This window comes from Paenibacillus sp. 22594, from assembly GCF_052044425.1.
GTDB lineage: Bacteria > Bacillota > Bacilli > Paenibacillales > Paenibacillaceae > Paenibacillus_AQ.
Genome location: NZ_JBQENA010000004.1, coordinates 692,020 through 708,944, shown reverse-complemented (window position 1 = coordinate 708,944; position 16,925 = coordinate 692,020). Strand labels below are relative to the sequence as shown.

At 48.1% G+C, this 16,925-nt stretch carries 13 protein-coding genes and 1 tRNA gene; 9 read left to right on the top strand and 5 right to left on the bottom strand.

The features are described from left to right. The first annotated feature begins 6 nt into the window (after positions 1-6). The 3 genes from ACTJKB_RS17270 (at position 7) to ACTJKB_RS17260 (ending at position 3,736) form a co-directional block, all read left to right on the top strand. Positions 7-77, top strand: a tRNA-Gly gene (locus ACTJKB_RS17270). Positions 78-233: 156 nt separating this feature from the next. Next, complete coding sequence (locus tag ACTJKB_RS17265; protein WP_440835603.1) at positions 234-1,187, top strand: helix-turn-helix transcriptional regulator; 954 nt, start codon at positions 234-236, stop codon at positions 1,185-1,187. A 269-nt stretch (positions 1,188-1,456) separates the two neighbouring features. Next, positions 1,457-3,736 carry a copper amine oxidase N-terminal domain-containing protein gene (locus ACTJKB_RS17260; RefSeq protein ID WP_440835602.1) on the top strand — a complete coding sequence of 760 codons (2,280 nt, stop codon included), beginning with the start codon at positions 1,457-1,459 and terminating at the stop codon, positions 3,734-3,736. A gap of 193 nt (positions 3,737-3,929) precedes the next feature. On the opposite strand, the gene katA is transcribed toward ACTJKB_RS17260, so the two are convergent. Continuing rightward, positions 3,930-5,387, bottom strand: a complete 1,458-nt coding sequence (gene katA, locus ACTJKB_RS17255) for a catalase KatA (RefSeq protein WP_440835601.1) — start codon at positions 5,385-5,387, stop codon at positions 3,930-3,932. 207 nt (positions 5,388-5,594) lie between these two features. On the opposite strand from katA, the gene ACTJKB_RS17250 reads away from it, so the two are divergent. Beyond that, positions 5,595-6,836 carry a GGDEF domain-containing protein gene (locus tag ACTJKB_RS17250; protein ID WP_440835600.1) on the top strand — a complete coding sequence of 414 codons (1,242 nt, stop codon included), beginning with the start codon at positions 5,595-5,597 and terminating at the stop codon, positions 6,834-6,836. A 50-nt stretch (positions 6,837-6,886) separates the two neighbouring features. Here ACTJKB_RS17250 and glgP read toward each other — a convergent pair whose 3' ends face one another. Further along, positions 6,887-8,503, bottom strand: coding sequence for an alpha-glucan family phosphorylase (gene glgP / locus ACTJKB_RS17245; protein WP_440835599.1), 1,617 nt, complete (start codon positions 8,501-8,503; stop codon positions 6,887-6,889). A 364-nt stretch (positions 8,504-8,867) separates the two neighbouring features. On the opposite strand from glgP, the gene ACTJKB_RS17240 reads away from it, so the two are divergent. The 3 genes from ACTJKB_RS17240 to aroD all read left to right on the top strand — a co-directional run bounded on the left by ACTJKB_RS17240 (position 8,868) and on the right by aroD (position 11,727). Next, on the top strand, positions 8,868-9,779 hold the full coding sequence (locus ACTJKB_RS17240) for a copper amine oxidase N-terminal domain-containing protein (RefSeq protein ID WP_440835597.1): 912 nt from the start codon (positions 8,868-8,870) through the stop codon (positions 9,777-9,779). Between the two features lie 208 nt (positions 9,780-9,987). Then, positions 9,988-10,920: a ribokinase gene (gene rbsK, locus ACTJKB_RS17235; protein ID WP_440835634.1), complete on the top strand. Its 933-nt coding sequence runs from the start codon at positions 9,988-9,990 to the stop codon at positions 10,918-10,920. Between the two features lie 42 nt (positions 10,921-10,962). Then, complete coding sequence (gene aroD / locus ACTJKB_RS17230; protein ID WP_440835633.1) at positions 10,963-11,727, top strand: type I 3-dehydroquinate dehydratase; 765 nt, start codon at positions 10,963-10,965, stop codon at positions 11,725-11,727. 42 nt (positions 11,728-11,769) lie between these two features. On the opposite strand, the gene ACTJKB_RS17225 is transcribed toward aroD, so the two are convergent. After that, on the bottom strand, positions 11,770-12,180 hold the full coding sequence (locus tag ACTJKB_RS17225; RefSeq protein WP_440835596.1) for a carboxymuconolactone decarboxylase family protein: 411 nt from the start codon (positions 12,178-12,180) through the stop codon (positions 11,770-11,772). A gap of 101 nt (positions 12,181-12,281) precedes the next feature. On the opposite strand from ACTJKB_RS17225, the gene ACTJKB_RS17220 reads away from it, so the two are divergent. After that, on the top strand, positions 12,282-12,668 hold the full coding sequence (locus tag ACTJKB_RS17220) for a MerR family transcriptional regulator (RefSeq protein ID WP_440835594.1): 387 nt from the start codon (positions 12,282-12,284) through the stop codon (positions 12,666-12,668). 55 nt (positions 12,669-12,723) lie between these two features. Here the strand turns inward: ACTJKB_RS17220 and ACTJKB_RS17215 are convergent, their stop codons facing one another. After that, a complete protein-coding gene (locus ACTJKB_RS17215) occupies positions 12,724-13,491 on the bottom strand; it encodes a MerR family transcriptional regulator (RefSeq protein ID WP_440835632.1) in 768 nt (255 codons plus the stop codon). 207 nt (positions 13,492-13,698) lie between these two features. Then, positions 13,699-14,451: an exonuclease domain-containing protein gene (locus ACTJKB_RS17210; protein ID WP_440835593.1), complete on the bottom strand. Its 753-nt coding sequence runs from the start codon at positions 14,449-14,451 to the stop codon at positions 13,699-13,701. A gap of 257 nt (positions 14,452-14,708) precedes the next feature. On the opposite strand from ACTJKB_RS17210, the gene ACTJKB_RS17205 reads away from it, so the two are divergent. Beyond that, positions 14,709-16,832 carry a LuxR C-terminal-related transcriptional regulator gene (locus ACTJKB_RS17205; RefSeq protein WP_440835592.1) on the top strand — a complete coding sequence of 708 codons (2,124 nt, stop codon included), beginning with the start codon at positions 14,709-14,711 and terminating at the stop codon, positions 16,830-16,832. Positions 16,833-16,925 lie beyond the last annotated feature (93 nt).

Sequence of the window (16,925 nt, the reverse complement as noted above, 5' to 3'; positions counted from 1 at the left end):
ACCTGTGCGGGTGTAGTTCAATGGTAGAACTTCAGCCTTCCAAGCTGATAGCGTGGGTTCGATTCCCATCACCCGCTTAATTGTTAATCGAGTGAACCCTTGTGGAGCAAGGGTTTTTTTGTGCTTTTCACCGTATTGTGTTTTTGCCGACAGTCAGAAAGTGCAGGGAACTGATATTATTAGGGTGGCGAGCACAATGTCATGAATACCAGGAAATTAAGGAGCCTACATCGATGACTGACAAAGTAATTCGGATCTTCAAAATTATCAACGCTATCCAGTCCAGTCCAGGGATTACAGCCGCGGATCTGGCGATCAGATGTGATGTGAACATAAGAACCGTCTACAGGGATTTGGAGATCATAAGCCATTTTGCGCCTGTAACGAACGAGGGCAGAGGTACTGGCTATAAGTTTATGGGTAAGTTTTTTTTGTATCCACTGGATTTCTCCGAGCAGGAGGCAATGGCCTTTTCTCTTTTACCTTCAATCCTGAATCAGGATAAGATTCCCCCAGGCTTCCATACCGCCTATGATAAGGTCATGGGCACACATCTCAAGGAAAAATCCAAGTCCAATGCAATACTTGAGAATATTGCCGATATTATTCAGATGGGTAAACCTGCTTACCGCAAAGAAAGCCGGAACTTTCTGCAGCCGATTATCGGCGCGATTGTGGAGCAGCGGAGCATTCGGGCTATCTATCATTCCCAGTCGCGTAATGCTATTACACAGCGTGTGATTGATCCGTATTACTTGATTCCGCGGGATCAGCGGTTTTATCTGATCGGGTACTGCCATCTTAAGGAGGCCATCCGGACCTTCCGTATCAGCCGTTTTCAGGAGGTGGAGGTGACGGATAAAAGCTTTGATAAAGGCGATTTTAATATTAAAAAGTATCTGAAAAATACCTGGTCCATTGACCGTGGCAATAAAAACATCAAGTTCAAGGTGCGTTTTCATCCTGAAATTGCCCGTTATATTAAAGAAGAAGAACTCTTTGTGCATCCATGGATGAGCGATGAACAGGATGGCAGTCTGCTGTTTGAAGTGACTGTCAACAATGAGAAGGAATTCACCAAGTGGATTCTGCAATATGGCCCAAATGCAGAAATTCTGGAACCAGCGTCGGCCAGAGATGGGCTGAAGGGTCAGCTTACCCAGTGGATGGAGCTTTATCAAAAGTGAGCAGGTACGATAAAAGCATTTTTTGAGTGGGAATACTTCACAGCAACAAGCGACAATGAGCGGAGGCTCTTCGTCCCCTTCATTCACATGGGCAGATGTTACTTAGAGCGCTATGGGGAGCTCAATCTTTGTTTTCATAACAGATGTAGCTTATGCCAGTGAATAGGTTATTTTTTTGTAACCCGTAAATCGAGAAACTTTTATCATCTTCGATGCGTCAAATAGATAGAAAAAAATGAGGATTTTAGCATATCCAGGAGGATGAGCTTGTGAAGAAGTTATGGATTTCTATTGTAGTGGGGTTGTTAGTGTTTCCGATGATGTTTCAATCCCCAGCTCAGGCGGATACACCCATCAGTATTATTATTGATGGAGTCCCATTGTCTACAGATCAGCCGCCTGTAATGGTGAATGGGCGGACGATGGTACCGTTACGTGCAATCTTTGAAGCCTTCAATGCCAACATCAAGTGGAATCAGAAGACACAAACAGTAACGGCTACTAAGGATGATACGACGATTATATTGAAGATTGGCTCCAAGATAGCTACGATTAACAATCAGACTGTAAGTCTCGATGTACCCGGTCTAAATTTGAAGGGTAGAACAATGGTACCGACACGGTTCGTAAGTGAAGCCATGGGTCGAGAAGTGGGATGGAACTCCAAGACCAAAGTTGTGACAATAACCACTTCAGTCTCGAACGTTGGAAATGCAGGTCCGGTCACTAGCTTAACAGCGCAGGATGTAAGTGATTTTGGTGACGGCCGTGATCTGCAAGTTAGCTTCACCCGAGTGGCAGATGAGTCACTAGTGGATCATTACCGAGTTCTGATTGCTAAAGCAGGGTATACGCTTAATCTGTCATCAGCACAAACGATAGCCTCATCTAATTATTCCGCTGTATTAGCAACAGGTTCAAATCCTACGATTAAATTGACCGCTACTTCGAGGACTGTTGATGGCGATTTAATTAAGAGTAATCAAGCGTATATAGCTTATGTCATGACAGTTGGCAAAGGAAGTAATGCCAGTACGCTTTCTAGTGGGTCTTCCTCTATTACACTAGTAAATAACACTGCAGAATTACTAAGCAATGTAAAAGTAAATGATATCAGCGACTACGGTGATGGGCGAGATTTATTCGTCAGCTTCAACAAGCTGTCAGATGAGACGAAAGTAAGTTCTTATCGGATATTTGTGATCAAAGCTGCTAATTATTCAACTTTTAATTTGGCGAAAGCAAACGCTGTCTCCAGTTCGGATTCCACACAAGTTAGCAAGACGGGTTATAACATCTCCCAGATCTTGTCTTCAGGAGCCAGGGATGTGGATGGAGCTCTTGTTAAAACAGGGGTTAGTTATCGAGTGTTTGTCATGGCGATTGATAGCAGTAATGCAGCCAATAATGTGTTGTCTTCTGCTTCATCTGCACTTACGCTGTCAAGCGTAGGTATCACTGGCTTGAGTGTTAGCGACGTTAGCGATTATAATGATGGCCGTGATTTGAAGGTATCATTTACTCATGCTACGGACGAAACCAATATTAGCCAGTATCGAATTATGGTAGTGCCTGCGTCATATTACAGCAGCTTCAGCTTATCTGACGCGAATAATGTATCGAGTGCGTACTATACAACCGTAAGCACAACAGGATCTACTACCAATCAAGTATTGAACTCGTCAGCAAGAGATGTACGCGGCAATTTGATAAAGAGTGGCACTAGCTATAAAGTGTATGTGTTATCTATCGGAAGCGGGACTTATTTAGGGGCTAATGTACTTTCGTCTGCTTCATCGGATATTATGTTGTTGAATGTTTCCAGCTTGAGTGCCGTTTCTAACTTGAGTGTTAGCGATGTTGACGATTATGGTGATGGCCGTGATTTGAAGGTGTCATTTACTCATGCCACGGATGAAACCTATATTAGCCAGTATCGGATTATGGTAGTGCCCGCGTCATATTACAGCAGCTTCAGCTTATCTGATGCGAATAATGTATCGAGTACCTACTATACAACCGTAAGTACAACTGGATCTACTACTAATCAAGTATTGACCTCGTCAACCAGAGACGTGCGTGGCACTTTGATAAAGGACGGAATTAACTATAAAGTGTATGTGTTATCAATCGGAAACGGGAATTATTCGGGTTCTAATGCATTGTCTGGTGAATCGCCTGTCATTACCTTGTCGGGTAAGATCCCGGTCATCTCTGTAACGAATGTAACGTATAGTGTGAACGATGGTAAAATACTGATAAGTTTCAACAAATCATCCATTGAGACAAATATCTCAGAATACCGGGTATTGGTAGTTCCTTCTAAGCAAGGCTTTGGTTCGACGGATGCCTTGGGGGTGCAAGCTTCGTTCTATAAGTCGATCGCTCCTAATGGAACGAATCCTTCAATAGTGACTGCGACAAGGGATGTTAATGGAGCCTTAATTACAAAAGGGAAAAAATATAAGGTATATATTCTTGCCGTAGCCAATAGTAGTGGTGTGCAGAATGGTGGTCTTTCAGATTCAACGGAAGAATTTGAAATATAACTACGCTCAAGTGGAGAGGGCTATGCTATAAAAAATAATCGAGCCTGTGCTACGATGTTCCTGAAGGAACTACGCGGCACAGGCTGTTTGTATGAAGAAGCTTATGAGAGCCGGGTTATCAATAGGCAGACGGGCAGAATGAAATAACCCCCGGCCTTTACGGCCGAGGCTTATTCGTGCAATAGGGGACAGGTTACTCACCTTGCGGTATAGTCAGTCCCAAACCTTCAGCAATGCGCTGACCCAATTCGGGGTCTGCCTTATAAAAGTGTCCGATCTGGCGGAGCTTGATCTCTTCGTTCTCGACGGGGGTCATGGCGCCTACAATATTGCGGATCAGACGTGCGCGTTCTTCTTCACTCAACAAACGGTAGAGGTCCCCGGGCTGAGTGTAGTGATCGTCATGATTATAGGACACACTGTCGGCCTGCCCGGTGACTTCAAAAGCTGCCGGCTTGTGCGCAGGTGATTCTGCCGCTCCACCGAAGCTGTTCGGTTCGTAGTAGACGGAACCGCCGCCGTTATTGCCATGGATCATTGCGCCGTCGCGCTGATTGTTGTTCACCTCCGCTATAGGGCGGTTAATGGGCAACTGATTGTGATTCGCACCTACACGGTAGCGGTGGGCATCGCCATAGGCAAAGAGGCGGCCCTGCAGCATTTTATCAGGGGAAGCTTCAATCCCGGGGACAAAGGAGCCAGGAGAAAATGTAGCCTGCTCCACTTCCGCGAAATAATTCTCGGGGTTGCGGTCCAATACCATGCGGCCTACTTCAATGAGCGGGTAATCTTTTTGCGACCATACCTTGGTTACATCGAAGGGATCAAAACGGTACGTATCTGCATCTTCTACAGGCATAATCTGCACATGCAGTCTCCAGGCAGGGAAATCTCCCTTATCAATCGCATTGAACAAATCCTCTGTATGATAATCCGGATTCTCTCCGGCGATTTGCGCGGCCAGATTCACATCGAGATTCTTTATGCCCTGCTCTGTTTTGAAATGGTATTTGACCCATACTGCTGCACCCTCGGCATTGACCCATTTGAATGTGTGGCTCCCGAAGCCGTGCATATGGCGGAGCGTAGCCGGTATGCCGCGGTCGGACATCAGAATCGTAACTTGATGCAACGACTCCGGTGAAAGGGACCAGAAGTCCCAGACGGCATTGGGGTTCTTCAGATGGGTCTGCGGATGGCGTTTCTGGGTATGGATAAAGTCCGGGAATTTGATTGCGTCACGGATGAAAAAGACAGGTGTATTATTGCCGACCAGATCGTAATTGCCTTCTTCGGTATAAAATTTCACGGCGAAGCCGCGCGGATCACGAACGGTATCGGAAGACCCCAGTTCCCCGGCTACTGTCGAGAAGCGGATGAACATTGGTGTGCGTTTGCCCACTTTGGACAGGAAAGCTGCTTTGGTATATTTGGACAGGTCCTGGGTGACTTCAAAATAACCATGGGCTCCGGCTCCTTTGGCATGAACCACACGTTCGGGTACACGCTCCCGGTTGAAATGCGCCAGCTTTTCCAGCAAATGTACATCCTGCAGCAGAGTGGGTCCACGGGAACCGGCAGTCATGGAATTCTGGTTATCCCCTACAGGTGCTCCCCAGCTCGTTGTAAGTCTGTTATGGTTCTCGCTCATGAATAATCTCCACCTCGTATTAAGATTTGAATTTAGAATAAGTATAAATACTATAATATCAAATAAATTTAAAATATCAATCCTAAATTATAATTATTTTAAATAAGTCTGAAGAACCTAGCATTTTCTGTTGCGCTCAGGCTTAAAAATGAACGATAATGGGGCTGTTGGAATTACAGGGAGTTTGGTCAGTTAGGGGGAGACAACATGCTGGATCGGCTGATTAGTCTGCCATTCACGATGACGGATGAGGAGCGCAGAGAACTGCACATACTTACGCTTAACGAAAATATTTCCAGAGGCAAGCTGTTTGCCAAAATTATTATAGGCATTGAATCAGCTTTGGCAGTCACTGACTTGGCAGCTTCTTTCGCTAAGGTACACGATAGCTTTCATTTCAGCTTTTATTTTATCATGTATGTTTTCATGATCGGACTGAATGTAGCTTTTCTGCTGGGAGCTGCAGCCTATGAAAGAGATGCCAAGCGGGTGGAGGGCAGGTATCGGCTGTATGAGAAGCTGTTCATCGTATATGCGTATACTTTTGTGATTTGGGGCTCTGTCGTGACGTTGTCGGATCAGCGGCTATATGGACAAGTGATGGCTTTTGTGATTAATCTGGTCAGCATTTCGGTCATCTTTTATTTCAACAACAGGATGGTGCTGTACCTGTATGGAGTCTCGGCAGGATTGCTGTATATCGGGCTCCCCTTGTTCCAATCGTCTTCGAATGTACTGATAGGTCACTACGTCAATCTGACTTTGTTCCTTTTCTTTACCTGGGTGGCGTCAAGAATTCTCTATGTGAACTATTGCAGCAATTATTACAACGGAATACTGCTGGGGAACAGCCACCGGAAGCTGGAGGAGCAGGTCATTCAGAATGAAAAAGTACATCAGGAACTGGCCCGGGCCAACGGGGAGCTGCAGAGGTTATCGCTTATCGATGCGCTGACAGAAATTCCGAACCGCCGTGCTTTCGACCAAAGGATACAGCAGCTGTTAAGCTCGGGCAAGGAAGCGGCCAGTATGGTTGCTGTATTAATCATTGATATTGATTACTTCAAATCATTCAACGATAACTACGGGCATGCTGAAGGGGATCGGATCATTAAAGAAGTGGCTCAGGTGATTCATGGGGAAATGGAGGGAGAGCGTCAATTTGCAGCCCGGCTGGGGGGTGAGGAGTTCGTGGTTGCAGCCTTTGATACCGGGGTGAACGGGGCGATGGAGCTTAGTGAAAGAATCCGTAAGCGTATTCAGCAGATGTCTGTTCACCACGGCTATTCCGAAGTCAGCTCCTATATTACAGTGAGCATAGGCGCCGCCGCAGGTGAAGCGACGAATCCGGGGGAGATTGCGCTTCTAATGGAACTCGCAGATCAGGGGTTATATGTAGCGAAAACGAGCGGCCGCAACAGAGTGTCCACCGCAAGCGGCAGCATGTAAAAATCCCGCCTGCAGCATAGAAGCTGGAGGCGGGACATTGTTGTAAACAGTTAACCTTTGATATACATCCGGTTGTAATATTCCTCCAGCATCCGTTTGCTCGCGAATTCGGTACGGGTGGTTTCAATGCTCTTGCGCATCATCTGTACCCACTTCTCCTTATCCTCATAGAAGGTTGGGAGGACACGGTTCAGGAGTGTGTCGTAGAGGGCATCGCTGTCATGCTGGTCAAGCACAGCGAAATCAGTCGTCTCGAAGCCGTCTCCGATCTGCCAGCCATTCTCGCCGTCAATACAGGCCTCCGGCCACCAGCCGTCAAGGATGGAACAGTTCAGGACACCGTTCATGGCAGCTTTCATACCGGAGGTGCCGCTGGCTTCCAGCGGACGGCGCGGATTGTTGAGCCAAATATCGGAACCGCGCGTCAGCATTGCTCCGATCGTCATATCGTAATTTTCCAGGAACACTACGCTCTTCGGATATTTTTTCATCATGGCCACGAGGTTGCTGACGATTTTTTTGCCGTTGTCATCCAGCGGATGGGCTTTGCCGGAGAATACGATTTGGATGCGGCCACTCTCCAGGTAAGGCTCGATAATCTCCGGCTGGGAAAAAATCAGGTCGCTGCGTTTGTAAGGGGCAGCGCGCCGGGAGAAGCCGATCAGCAGATTGTCCGCATTCAACGAGATGCCGGAACGTTCTTCAATAAAGCCGATTAGCTCGCCTTTGATCTCCTTATGTGCGGCCCACAGATCGCCGTCTTCTTCAAAGGCCCTGGTCATTCGTTCATCGACCCAGGTTGGGGTATGAATAGCATTGGTAATGCCGATGATCTCCGAACGGCCGGCGACTTCCTTCCACATTTTATTTGCGGTATCGGCATGTAGCTGAGCCACAGCGTTAGAGATACGCGACAGGCGCAGTCCGGCTACGGTCATATTGAACGGATCACCGCCGATGCGCACCATTTGGTCATGGGTCAAGCCGTTAAAAGCACCCATATACTCCAGACGATCCAGCGGATGCGTCTCATTGCCTTCCTTAATCGGTGTATGTGTAGTGAACACAACCTCTTCCCGGGTAGCTTTCCAGGCTTCTTCAAAGGTGCTGCCACCGGACATTTTTTCACGGATCAGTTCGATAGCGGCCAGTGCCGCATGTCCCTCGTTGAAATGGTAGACGTCAATCGGAATATCCAGTGCGCGCATGGCTTTTACCCCGCCTATTCCGAGGACAATCTCCTGTGCGATCCGTTCTTCCCCAAACCAGCCGTAGAGCTGGCCCGTAATCCAGGCATCTCCGTTCTCCGGAATATCCGTATCGAGCAGATACAGTGGATTGTTGCCGAAATGATCGGTTTTCCAAACCTTGCAGACTACATCGATCTTGCGGACCTTAACGGTGACCTTCACGCCTGTATCCTCAAGGAAATCATAGACGTAATTGTGGTAGGAGTCGTAAGGATTGCCGCTCGCGTCAATCTTCTGGTCCGTGTAGCCTTGCTTCCATTTCAGCCCTATGGGGATGATCGGAGCGCCAATATCCTTGGCACCCTTGATGTAGTCTCCGGCCAATATGCCCAGGCCACCGGCGTACATTTTGAAGTCGGAATGCAGTCCGTACTCCATGCTGAAATAAGCTACTGACGGTAATTGGTTCTGGTTCACTTGATAAGCCTCCTAAATACATAGTAGAGTGAAAACTGGTGTTACTGCAGGCTTAATCTAAGGTGCAAACGTTTGCTCAAATGAGCGAAAAAACTTTCCTGGAAGCGATTGCACACCTATTCTAGCACATTTGCAGAAAAAAAGCATACCGAAGTTTGAAAAAAGAAATGGCCCGATTTAAAGCAGTGTTTTCCCTGAACGTTTGGATGGCTCCGTGGAGTAGGCCCCGCAGGCTAGGACTGGAGTAGCGTTGCAAACTCCGGCCCGAGCTTATTATCCTAAAAATTCATTTCTGCTCATAAAGTGAGAGCTGGCAGCCGAAATAAATAAAGATATATATCACAACATAGGGGGAACCGATCACATGAAAAAAACAGTCAGTATTATTGCAAGCTGCTTTCTGGCCATCAGTATGGTGTCAGGAGCTGCACAGGCCAAACCCGACAACAATAATGGTAAGGGTAACGGCAATGGTAAAAGTATAGTAGAAGCTCCAGCTGCGGTACCTGCTAATGTAGCAGCGCCAACAGACAAGGATAAAGACAAGGACAAAGAAAAAGAGAATACCAAAGAAAAGGATAAAGAGTCCGTTACTACAGTTACCTATGCTACATATGGAAATAAGGGCCAAAATGGATATAAGGGTCTTCTGCATGCTATTGAAAATGTGAAGGACAAGCCGGCAGGGGCCGTGATCGCAGAGCTTTTATTGACCCAGTATTCTACGGAACTGACACCAGAAATGAAGGCTGAGCTAGAAGCCATTAAAGATAAGGATGCCGCGTTGTCAGCACTTGCGGAGATTCTGAACCAAAAAGGCAGTGTAACCGATGCGGTATACGTCCAGAAAGAAGCTATTCTGGCTAACGTAAAGAATCTGAACTCGTATAAAAAGCTTGGCAAGCTGTATGCACAAACCGGCAAAAAAGGAGTAAAGCTGTACGTTAACGGTGAAGAGTCTACCTCTGCCGTTGCTCCTATTGTTACAGCCGGAAGCACATTGGTACCGTTCAAAGCTATTGCTGAAGCCTTGCAGGCTGAAGTGGTCTGGAATGGGAAGGAGCGTTCGGTTACCATGACCCGAGAAGGGACTACTGTAAAGCTGTTTATTGATAAAAAGACAGCGTATGTCAACGGTCAGGCTGTTACTCTTCAGGTCGCGCCGGCCATCGTTAAGGGCAATACGGTTGTGCCAGCCCGCTTCGTCAGTGAAGCCTTGAAAGCTACTGTGAAATGGGAGCCGGAATCCCAATCGGTAGTCATCTACGAAGAGTAGAAGATTACAGAAGGCCCAGGCCGCAGTACATGTTCAAGAGGAAGTTAGCTTGCATTAAGGAGAAGGCACGGCAGTCACTGCTGTGTCTTTTTGTTAATATAAAAATTTATATGTTTCATGCTATAAATTTTCTGCTTAGTACAGAGAGAAATGGGGTTTGATAAAACCGGGTAAACCCGAGTAAGATAGAGTGTAACAAGTTAGGATGGTGAACAGATTGGGTATAGTGATAATCGGCAGCCTGAACATGGATATGGTGGTACGCACAAGCCGGGCACCAGAGGCCGGAGAGACATTGTTCGGACAGGACTTTACCCTGTCTCCAGGCGGGAAGGGTGCAAACCAGGCAGCAGCGGCAGCCCGTCTTGGCGCAGAGGTGACGATGATCGGCAGAGTAGGCAAGGATGCCTTCGGCAGCGAGCTGCTTGAGGTCATGCGCCAGGAGCAGATCCATACCGAGCATATTGGACAGAGTGAAACACTCGGTACGGGGATCGCTTCCATCGTTGTGGACGGAGAAGGGGAGAACCGGATTATCGTTGTGCCTGGGGCGAATATCGAGATGGGTCCAGCAGATATTGCAGCACTTGCGCCGATAATTAGCCAGGCGGAAATGGTAGTCATGCAGCTGGAGACGGATCTCTCAATGTGTGCACATGCTGCCGCCATAGCCGACAGGCATGGAATCCCGGTAATCCTGAACCCTGCACCGGCCCGGGCCCTTGATGATGCATTTCTCCAGCATGTTACCTACCTGACACCCAACGAGACGGAAGCGGGCATCCTGGCAGGAATGGCCGTGAATAGTATTGATGATGCTGAGCAAGCGGCGCGTATTTTGTTGCAAAAAGGGGTCAGGAACGTTATCGTGACCCTCGGTCCCAAAGGAGCGCTAATTGTGAATAATGCCGGAAGCCTGCATATTCCCGGTTTTCCTGTACAAGCTGTTGACACGGTAGCGGCTGGAGATTCTTTTAACGGAGCCCTGGCCTGGCAGCTTACCAAAGGAAAGACGCTTGACGAAGCGGTCAGATTCGCGAATGCTGTCGGTGCGCTGGCTGTAGGCAAGAAGGGTGCGATTCCGTCGCTGCCGCAGCTGCCGGAGGTTGAGCAATTTCTCCAGGATGCTGCTGAACAGTAAATGAATCATAGCTACACGCTGATACATAAGGAGCTGAAGGAAATGAGCGGCACAGTAACTGTTAGACATGTAACCCTTGGTGAGGATATTCCCAAAATCTGTGTTCCACTGGTTGGAGCTACGGCAGCTGAGCTAATAGCAGAAGCAGAGGCACTGAAGCAGCTGGCACCGGATCTGGTGGAATGGCGAAGCGACTTTTTTGCAGAGATAGAAGATCTCACCGCAGTACAGGAAACCTTGTCCGAAATCTCCTCCGTCCTCCCGGATATTCCACTGATCTTCACGTTCCGCAGTGTGGAGGAAGGCGGCGAGCGAGCGATTGCTAAGGAATATTATATCCGGCTCAATCAAGCGGCTGCAGAGAGCGGCTGCGTCGATATCATCGATGTGGAGCTGTTCAAGGGGGATGATATCGTTCGTGAGTTAATTGCGGCTGCGCATGCCTGCGGGGTGTTCGTGATCGTCTCGAATCACGATTTCCACGGAACACCCTCCCAGGAGGAGATGATCACACGGCTGCGCAAGGCCCAGGAGCTTGGCGGGGATCTGCCCAAAATCGCTGTCATGCCGCAGCATGCGGGTGATGTGCTGACGCTGCTGGCTGCCACGAATACGATGCGAGAACAGTATGCGGACCGTCCGATCATTACGATGTCCATGGCCGGAGAAGGCGTAATCAGCCGCCTGGCCGGAGAAATTTTTGGCTCAGCGCTGACCTTTGGCGCAGCACACAAGCCCTCGGCTCCGGGCCAGGTGGCGGTAGCCGAGCTGCGCAGTGTGCTGGAGCTGCTGCACCGCAGCCTGTAGAATTGCGGGCATTCAAGGGATCAGGAAATACAGGCAGCTCCATCAGCTGGAGCTGTCTTTTTGCTGATCTTGCATAATAATTCCCCGCTCCTTAAATACCTCCTTGGCTACAAAAGTCGCATTCAGCACACGCGGAAATCCGGTATAAGGCACACAGTGCAGGATGGCTTCCACGATTTCTTTAGGAGAAAGTCCTACATTAAGCGCTGCATTGATGTGAACGGTGAGCTGAGGCTCGCAGCCGCCAAGCGTAGTGAGCGAGGAAATGGTGACTAGTTGGCGCTGCCGCAAATCCAGTCCTTCGCGGGGATAAATATCGCCAAAAGCAAATTCGATCACAAATCTGCCCAGATCGGGAGAAATGTCCTTCAGCGATTGAATTACATTTGTCCCGCCCTTGCCATCCACTTCCATCAGCTTTTCCCACCCGCGTTCATAACGTTCTGTTGTCATAAGATAACCTCCGATTAATAGGGTATTTAACTTCTGAATTCAGGTTACAGCTTAGAGCGCGCTCTAATGCAACCGTTAATTTTTTGTGGTATGATTCCGCCATGGAGAACTTACTTACGATTCAGGAAATGTCCCGCCTGACGGGACTGTCGGCACATACGCTGCGGTATTACGAGAAAGTGGGCATGCTTGAGGGAGTGGCGCGGAATGAACAGGGCTACCGTGCCTATTCTGAAGCCGATGTATCTTGGGTACAATTTCTGGTCATTCTGAGAGAGCTGGATATCCCCATCCGGGAAATGAAGCGTTATTCCGATCTGCGCAGCCAGGGTCCGTCTACTGTCCATGAGAGACGATTGATGCTGGAAGCCCACCAGAGCAGGGTCCAGGAGCAGATGCGGAAGCTTGGCGATAATCTCGGGAAAATTGCCGACAAGATTCAGTACTACAAAGTAATGGAGGAAGAGGTGGAAACGGATATAAAATAGAGCGGCAGCGAAATATCCGCTGCCGCTCTGACTTTCACAAACGTGTAGAAAAAGCCTATTCCTGCTCCGTTGCGGTATACACATGAACGGCATCCCTCAGAAACTTGGCCACGCCGGACCGGGTTTTGTCGTAGTAGGCGGTGAACCGCTCATCATCGACATACATTTGTGCGACTCCGGCATGGGCCTCTTTGGTATAGGTATCCCAGTAGAAGGTCAGCCATTGGCGGTGCAGATCGGCGGCTTTTTGGGCCAGCACGCTTGCCGGATCACCGTCCTCCATGGCCTGCTCCAGTGCGGCGAACATCTCAGCCTCGAGCAGTTGAACCCTGTCGTGCTCCTCCTCCGTCATATTTCTCAGCTTACGGTTCGACTTCTCTACAGCTTCATCGCCATATTTCTCGCGGATTTCCTGCCCATACTTCTGCTCGTTATCGTCGATCAGCTTTTGCTTAAAGCCTGCAAATTTCTCTTCATTGCTCATAGTTATTCTCCCTTCAGTTTGTGCCAGTGTCCGCTCGACATTCAGGATCAGCCTATCCAATTGCTGTCTCCGCTGAAGCAACTTCTCATGATGCTCACGCAGGGCCTGGGCGCCGTCAAAGGAAGGTGCGGTTATAAGCTCTTTGATCCCTTCCAGGCTTAGGCCCAGCTCCCGGTAAAAAAGAATCTGCTGCAGCCGGTCCACCTCGGCCTGGCCATAGATTCGGTATCCCGAGGAGTTGATTCTCGCCGGCTTAAGAATGCCAAACTCATCGTAATACCGCAGGGTCCGTGTGCTGATTCCCGCAAGCGCCCCCAGCTTCTGCACGGTATACTCCATCATTTCTTCAGCCTCCAGCTCATTCTCAGCGTGTATTTGAATGGATCGCTTCACGTCAGCGACTCGCAAGCAGCTGCTTGCAAAATGAATGTACACCTTTACGTAGCGGCAATGTCAATCTTTTTTTATGATGAAAAAACAGCGGCAGTCTCCCTAGTATACCCACTAAGGGAACTGCCGCTGTCGTGTGACGATAATGAATTCAGGTTACTTTTTACCGAGCTGTGCTGCAAAGTAGGCCTGCAATTCAGCCAGCTTGCGTGGATCAGCCAAAGCGTCCTCAGCCGGGAAATAGTGCTCGGCAACGAGGTCCCAGGTGGGAACGATCTTCTGCGCGTTCATCGCTTTGATCGCAATCTTGACCGTCTTGCGTTCTCTGGCATTGGAGAAGGTGTCCACATAGTGTTGGGAGCGCTCGAAGTCGAGATCCGGGAAGACGGCGCGGAAAATTTCCGCTGTCATCTTGGCGTCGTCCAGCGCGCGATGCGCGGAGCCGGAAGGCTCTAGCTCGAACAGGGCCATCGCCCCTTCGACGCTGATATCGTTGCTGAGGCCGCGTGCGCGCAGCACACCTTTGAGCAAATCGAAATAGGTGGCAGACAGCCAGTAGGCATCGTCTATTTTGTGCATGCGGACATCCTGAATGATCCGTTTCATATCCTCACCGCCCCACGTTAGAAGGAGCACACCGTCCAGGCTCTGATCCAGCCAGGCCCGAAAGGCCGTAATCACCTTAGGGAACCGTTCGGCCACGTCGATATCCTCCTGGGGGATGCCGGTTTTTTTCTTAATGAACGAATTCAGGGTGGAGAAGTATATGGGTTTGATCAAAGCTGAGAATTCATCCTTATATTGCAAAGAAGCGTCTAACCGGACGGCTCCAATCTCAATGACCTCCATAGGGTGCTCGCTGGCAAATTTGCGGCCGTTGAATTCGATGTCCAGAATAATATAATCCACAGGTAATGCCTCCGTTTCAGTGACTGGCGCTAGGATTGCCTTAAAATACGCCGACTATTCTATTTTAGCAAAAAAAACGCAGGAGTGGGGGGTTCAGAGGGAATCCCTCCAATTTGACACCATTCTTACGTATTTATGCATTTTTCCTTCTGATAAATCAGGAGATAACGCTTTATTTGTAAAATCATATAAGGAAAAAGCAGGAGAAAAGTCGCGGTACGGCGAATTTCTTGTGAGAAGGAAGAGAGGAGTGTGTGATGAAGAACAAGCCTAAATTTGATGTGCAGACATTGCAGAACGCTTACTCTTCTTTATGCGGATTGTCGATTATGATTACCAATCAAACAGATGAACGATTAACAGAAACCTCGGGTTTAACGGATATGGTACGTCTTTTATTGAGTTTTGAGAGTCAATCTGCCGAAGATGCAATTATTAAAATTATTGAAAAGGTTAGCGGCATTCCTAAACCTATCGTATATGAAACCATATCCGGATTTAAGCTGCTGGTTGCCCCTATAAATCTTCATAAACAAACCGGTTATTATATTATTGCAGGTGTCTGGATAGAGGAAGGCAGTAAGGGGCTCATCGCAGAACGAATATATGAAACGATTGACCCCAACGAATGGGAGCAGTGGATTCGCGCTCTGGATACTGTGGCAACGTACAACAAAGAGCATACTGGAAGTGTTCTTCACCAACTGGAAACCTTGGCCGATACGGTTAGTGTCCTTCTTGAACGGGAGCAGCGGGAAAATCATTCTGCATATAAACTGCAGTTGTTGAATCTTACACACCTCATCGACTCCAAAAGCCCAAACTGGCTGAAAGGGGTCCTCGGCATATTTACACGTGTTATGGGGCTTGAATTTGCAGGATATGCCGGCAGCATGGACGAAAAGGGACAATTTACGATCATTGAAACGACTGGCATGCCTGCTGAGCATTCCCTAACAGGCTCTTCCTTTTTCTCGGGTGAAGGCTTCCTGGGACAAGTAGGGCTTTCCAAGCAGATGGGGTATTGGGAGAATTCGGACCGGGACCCGAGAAGCTACTTCTTCACTATGCGGGGAATTAAACCTAAAGTTATCATTTGCTATCCCATAAAATATAAAGGTCAATTATTCGGATTGTTATTTGGCGGAGATACTTCGAGAACGGAAATATCAGAAGAAGAGGCGGATATGGGATTGCTGGCAGCCCATCAGATCTCATCTTCTATGTACCACTTGGATAGTGAAGATGCAATCGAACGGCGTAGTCTGCGGATTAAGGCTTTTCAAGAATTAACTCAGGCATTTGTTGCTGTCCAGGACAGGGAAGACTTCCTGCAAATGTTTCTTGAAGTTATACAGCAGCAGATTCACAGCTCTTTTATTTGCCTATTGCTGCATCAGCCCGAAAATAATGGAATGAAAATATACACTTCTCCTTCTGCTTCAAAAGAATTGTATTCTGTTTATGCTGCAGATGCTGAAGCCATCTATTTTGGAGACGGGATGCCGGGGTTTAGTATGCTGCGCAGGCCCTTGCAACGTGAATGGGAGGGCAGGGATGTAGTAGAGTTTCCAGTGGCTTCCGGTCAAAAACTGCTGGGGACGGTTACTATCCAATTTATAGATGATAGGCAATACAAGGAATATGCGATGTTCATTCAGGCAATCTGTGGTTTTGTGGTAGCAAAATTAGTGGTAGCGCAACAAGCGGCCCCGCTTATGAATACTGATCTCATACACCTGCTTCAGGATTCGTTGTTAATGTGGAAACCGGAAGCGCATCATAAGGGGACCCGGGTAAAAGAGCTCGCGGCGGGTTTGTTGCAAGAATTGAATCGTCCTTCCGAAGAGATCCAGCGTATCGGGCAGGCAAGCCTGCTCGCTGAATTTGACGCAGACCTGCTTGCCGGCTACTTTGGAGAAGCCCCGCTGGTTATGCTGCTGCGTCAACTGCAACGGTACAGGTCAGGACAACATGAGGACATAGGAGAAAGTTCCTATACTTTCCTGGGACAAGTACTGTTGGTCGTTATATGGTATTTGGAAAAGGGGGACAAGGAATGGAAGGAAGCTCTTCCTGTTCCCGTAAATGAGTCCATCCTGCAATCTGCGGAACATTTCTTGTACAGGCGGACTTCATCCGCAGCCCCCCGGCTTCCGATTGAAAATAAAGAACGTCTGACTTCAAGAGAAGAAGAGATTTTAGGTCATTTGGTTCAAGGAATGAATAATAAAGAAATCGCAGAGAGGCTGTTTATCAGCACGCATACTGTCAAGAATCATATCACCAAGATCTATGAAAAGCTTGGTGTTAGCGGTCGGGCACAGGCGATATCTCAAATGTATCAAACCTCCATAAGCCTTACGGTGAATAAGCAATGATCCCCCTTTTTAGGGTGCATTGCTTTTTTTGTGCTGTGAAAAAGGAAGAGATTCCTGTAGAAAATAGGAATATATTGTCGATAAACAGGAACT

Excerpts from the sequence above, each read along its gene's own strand:
- ACTJKB_RS17265 (WP_440835603.1), top strand. The coding sequence starts at position 234 with ATGACTGACAAAGTAATTCGGATCTTCAAAATTATCAACGCTATCCAG.
- katA (WP_440835601.1), bottom strand. The coding sequence starts at position 5,387 with ATGAGCGAGAACCATAACAGACTTACAACGAGCTGGGGAGCACCTGTA.
- ACTJKB_RS17250 (WP_440835600.1), top strand. The coding sequence starts at position 5,595 with ATGCTGGATCGGCTGATTAGTCTGCCATTCACGATGACGGATGAGGAG.
- ACTJKB_RS17240 (WP_440835597.1), top strand. The coding sequence starts at position 8,868 with ATGAAAAAAACAGTCAGTATTATTGCAAGCTGCTTTCTGGCCATCAGT.
- aroD (WP_440835633.1), top strand. The coding sequence starts at position 10,963 with ATGAGCGGCACAGTAACTGTTAGACATGTAACCCTTGGTGAGGATATT.
- ACTJKB_RS17225 (WP_440835596.1), bottom strand. The coding sequence starts at position 12,180 with ATGACAACAGAACGTTATGAACGCGGGTGGGAAAAGCTGATGGAAGTG.
- ACTJKB_RS17220 (WP_440835594.1), top strand. The coding sequence starts at position 12,282 with ATGGAGAACTTACTTACGATTCAGGAAATGTCCCGCCTGACGGGACTG.
- ACTJKB_RS17215 (WP_440835632.1), bottom strand. The coding sequence starts at position 13,491 with ATGGAGTATACCGTGCAGAAGCTGGGGGCGCTTGCGGGAATCAGCACA.
- ACTJKB_RS17205 (WP_440835592.1), top strand. The coding sequence starts at position 14,709 with ATGAAGAACAAGCCTAAATTTGATGTGCAGACATTGCAGAACGCTTAC.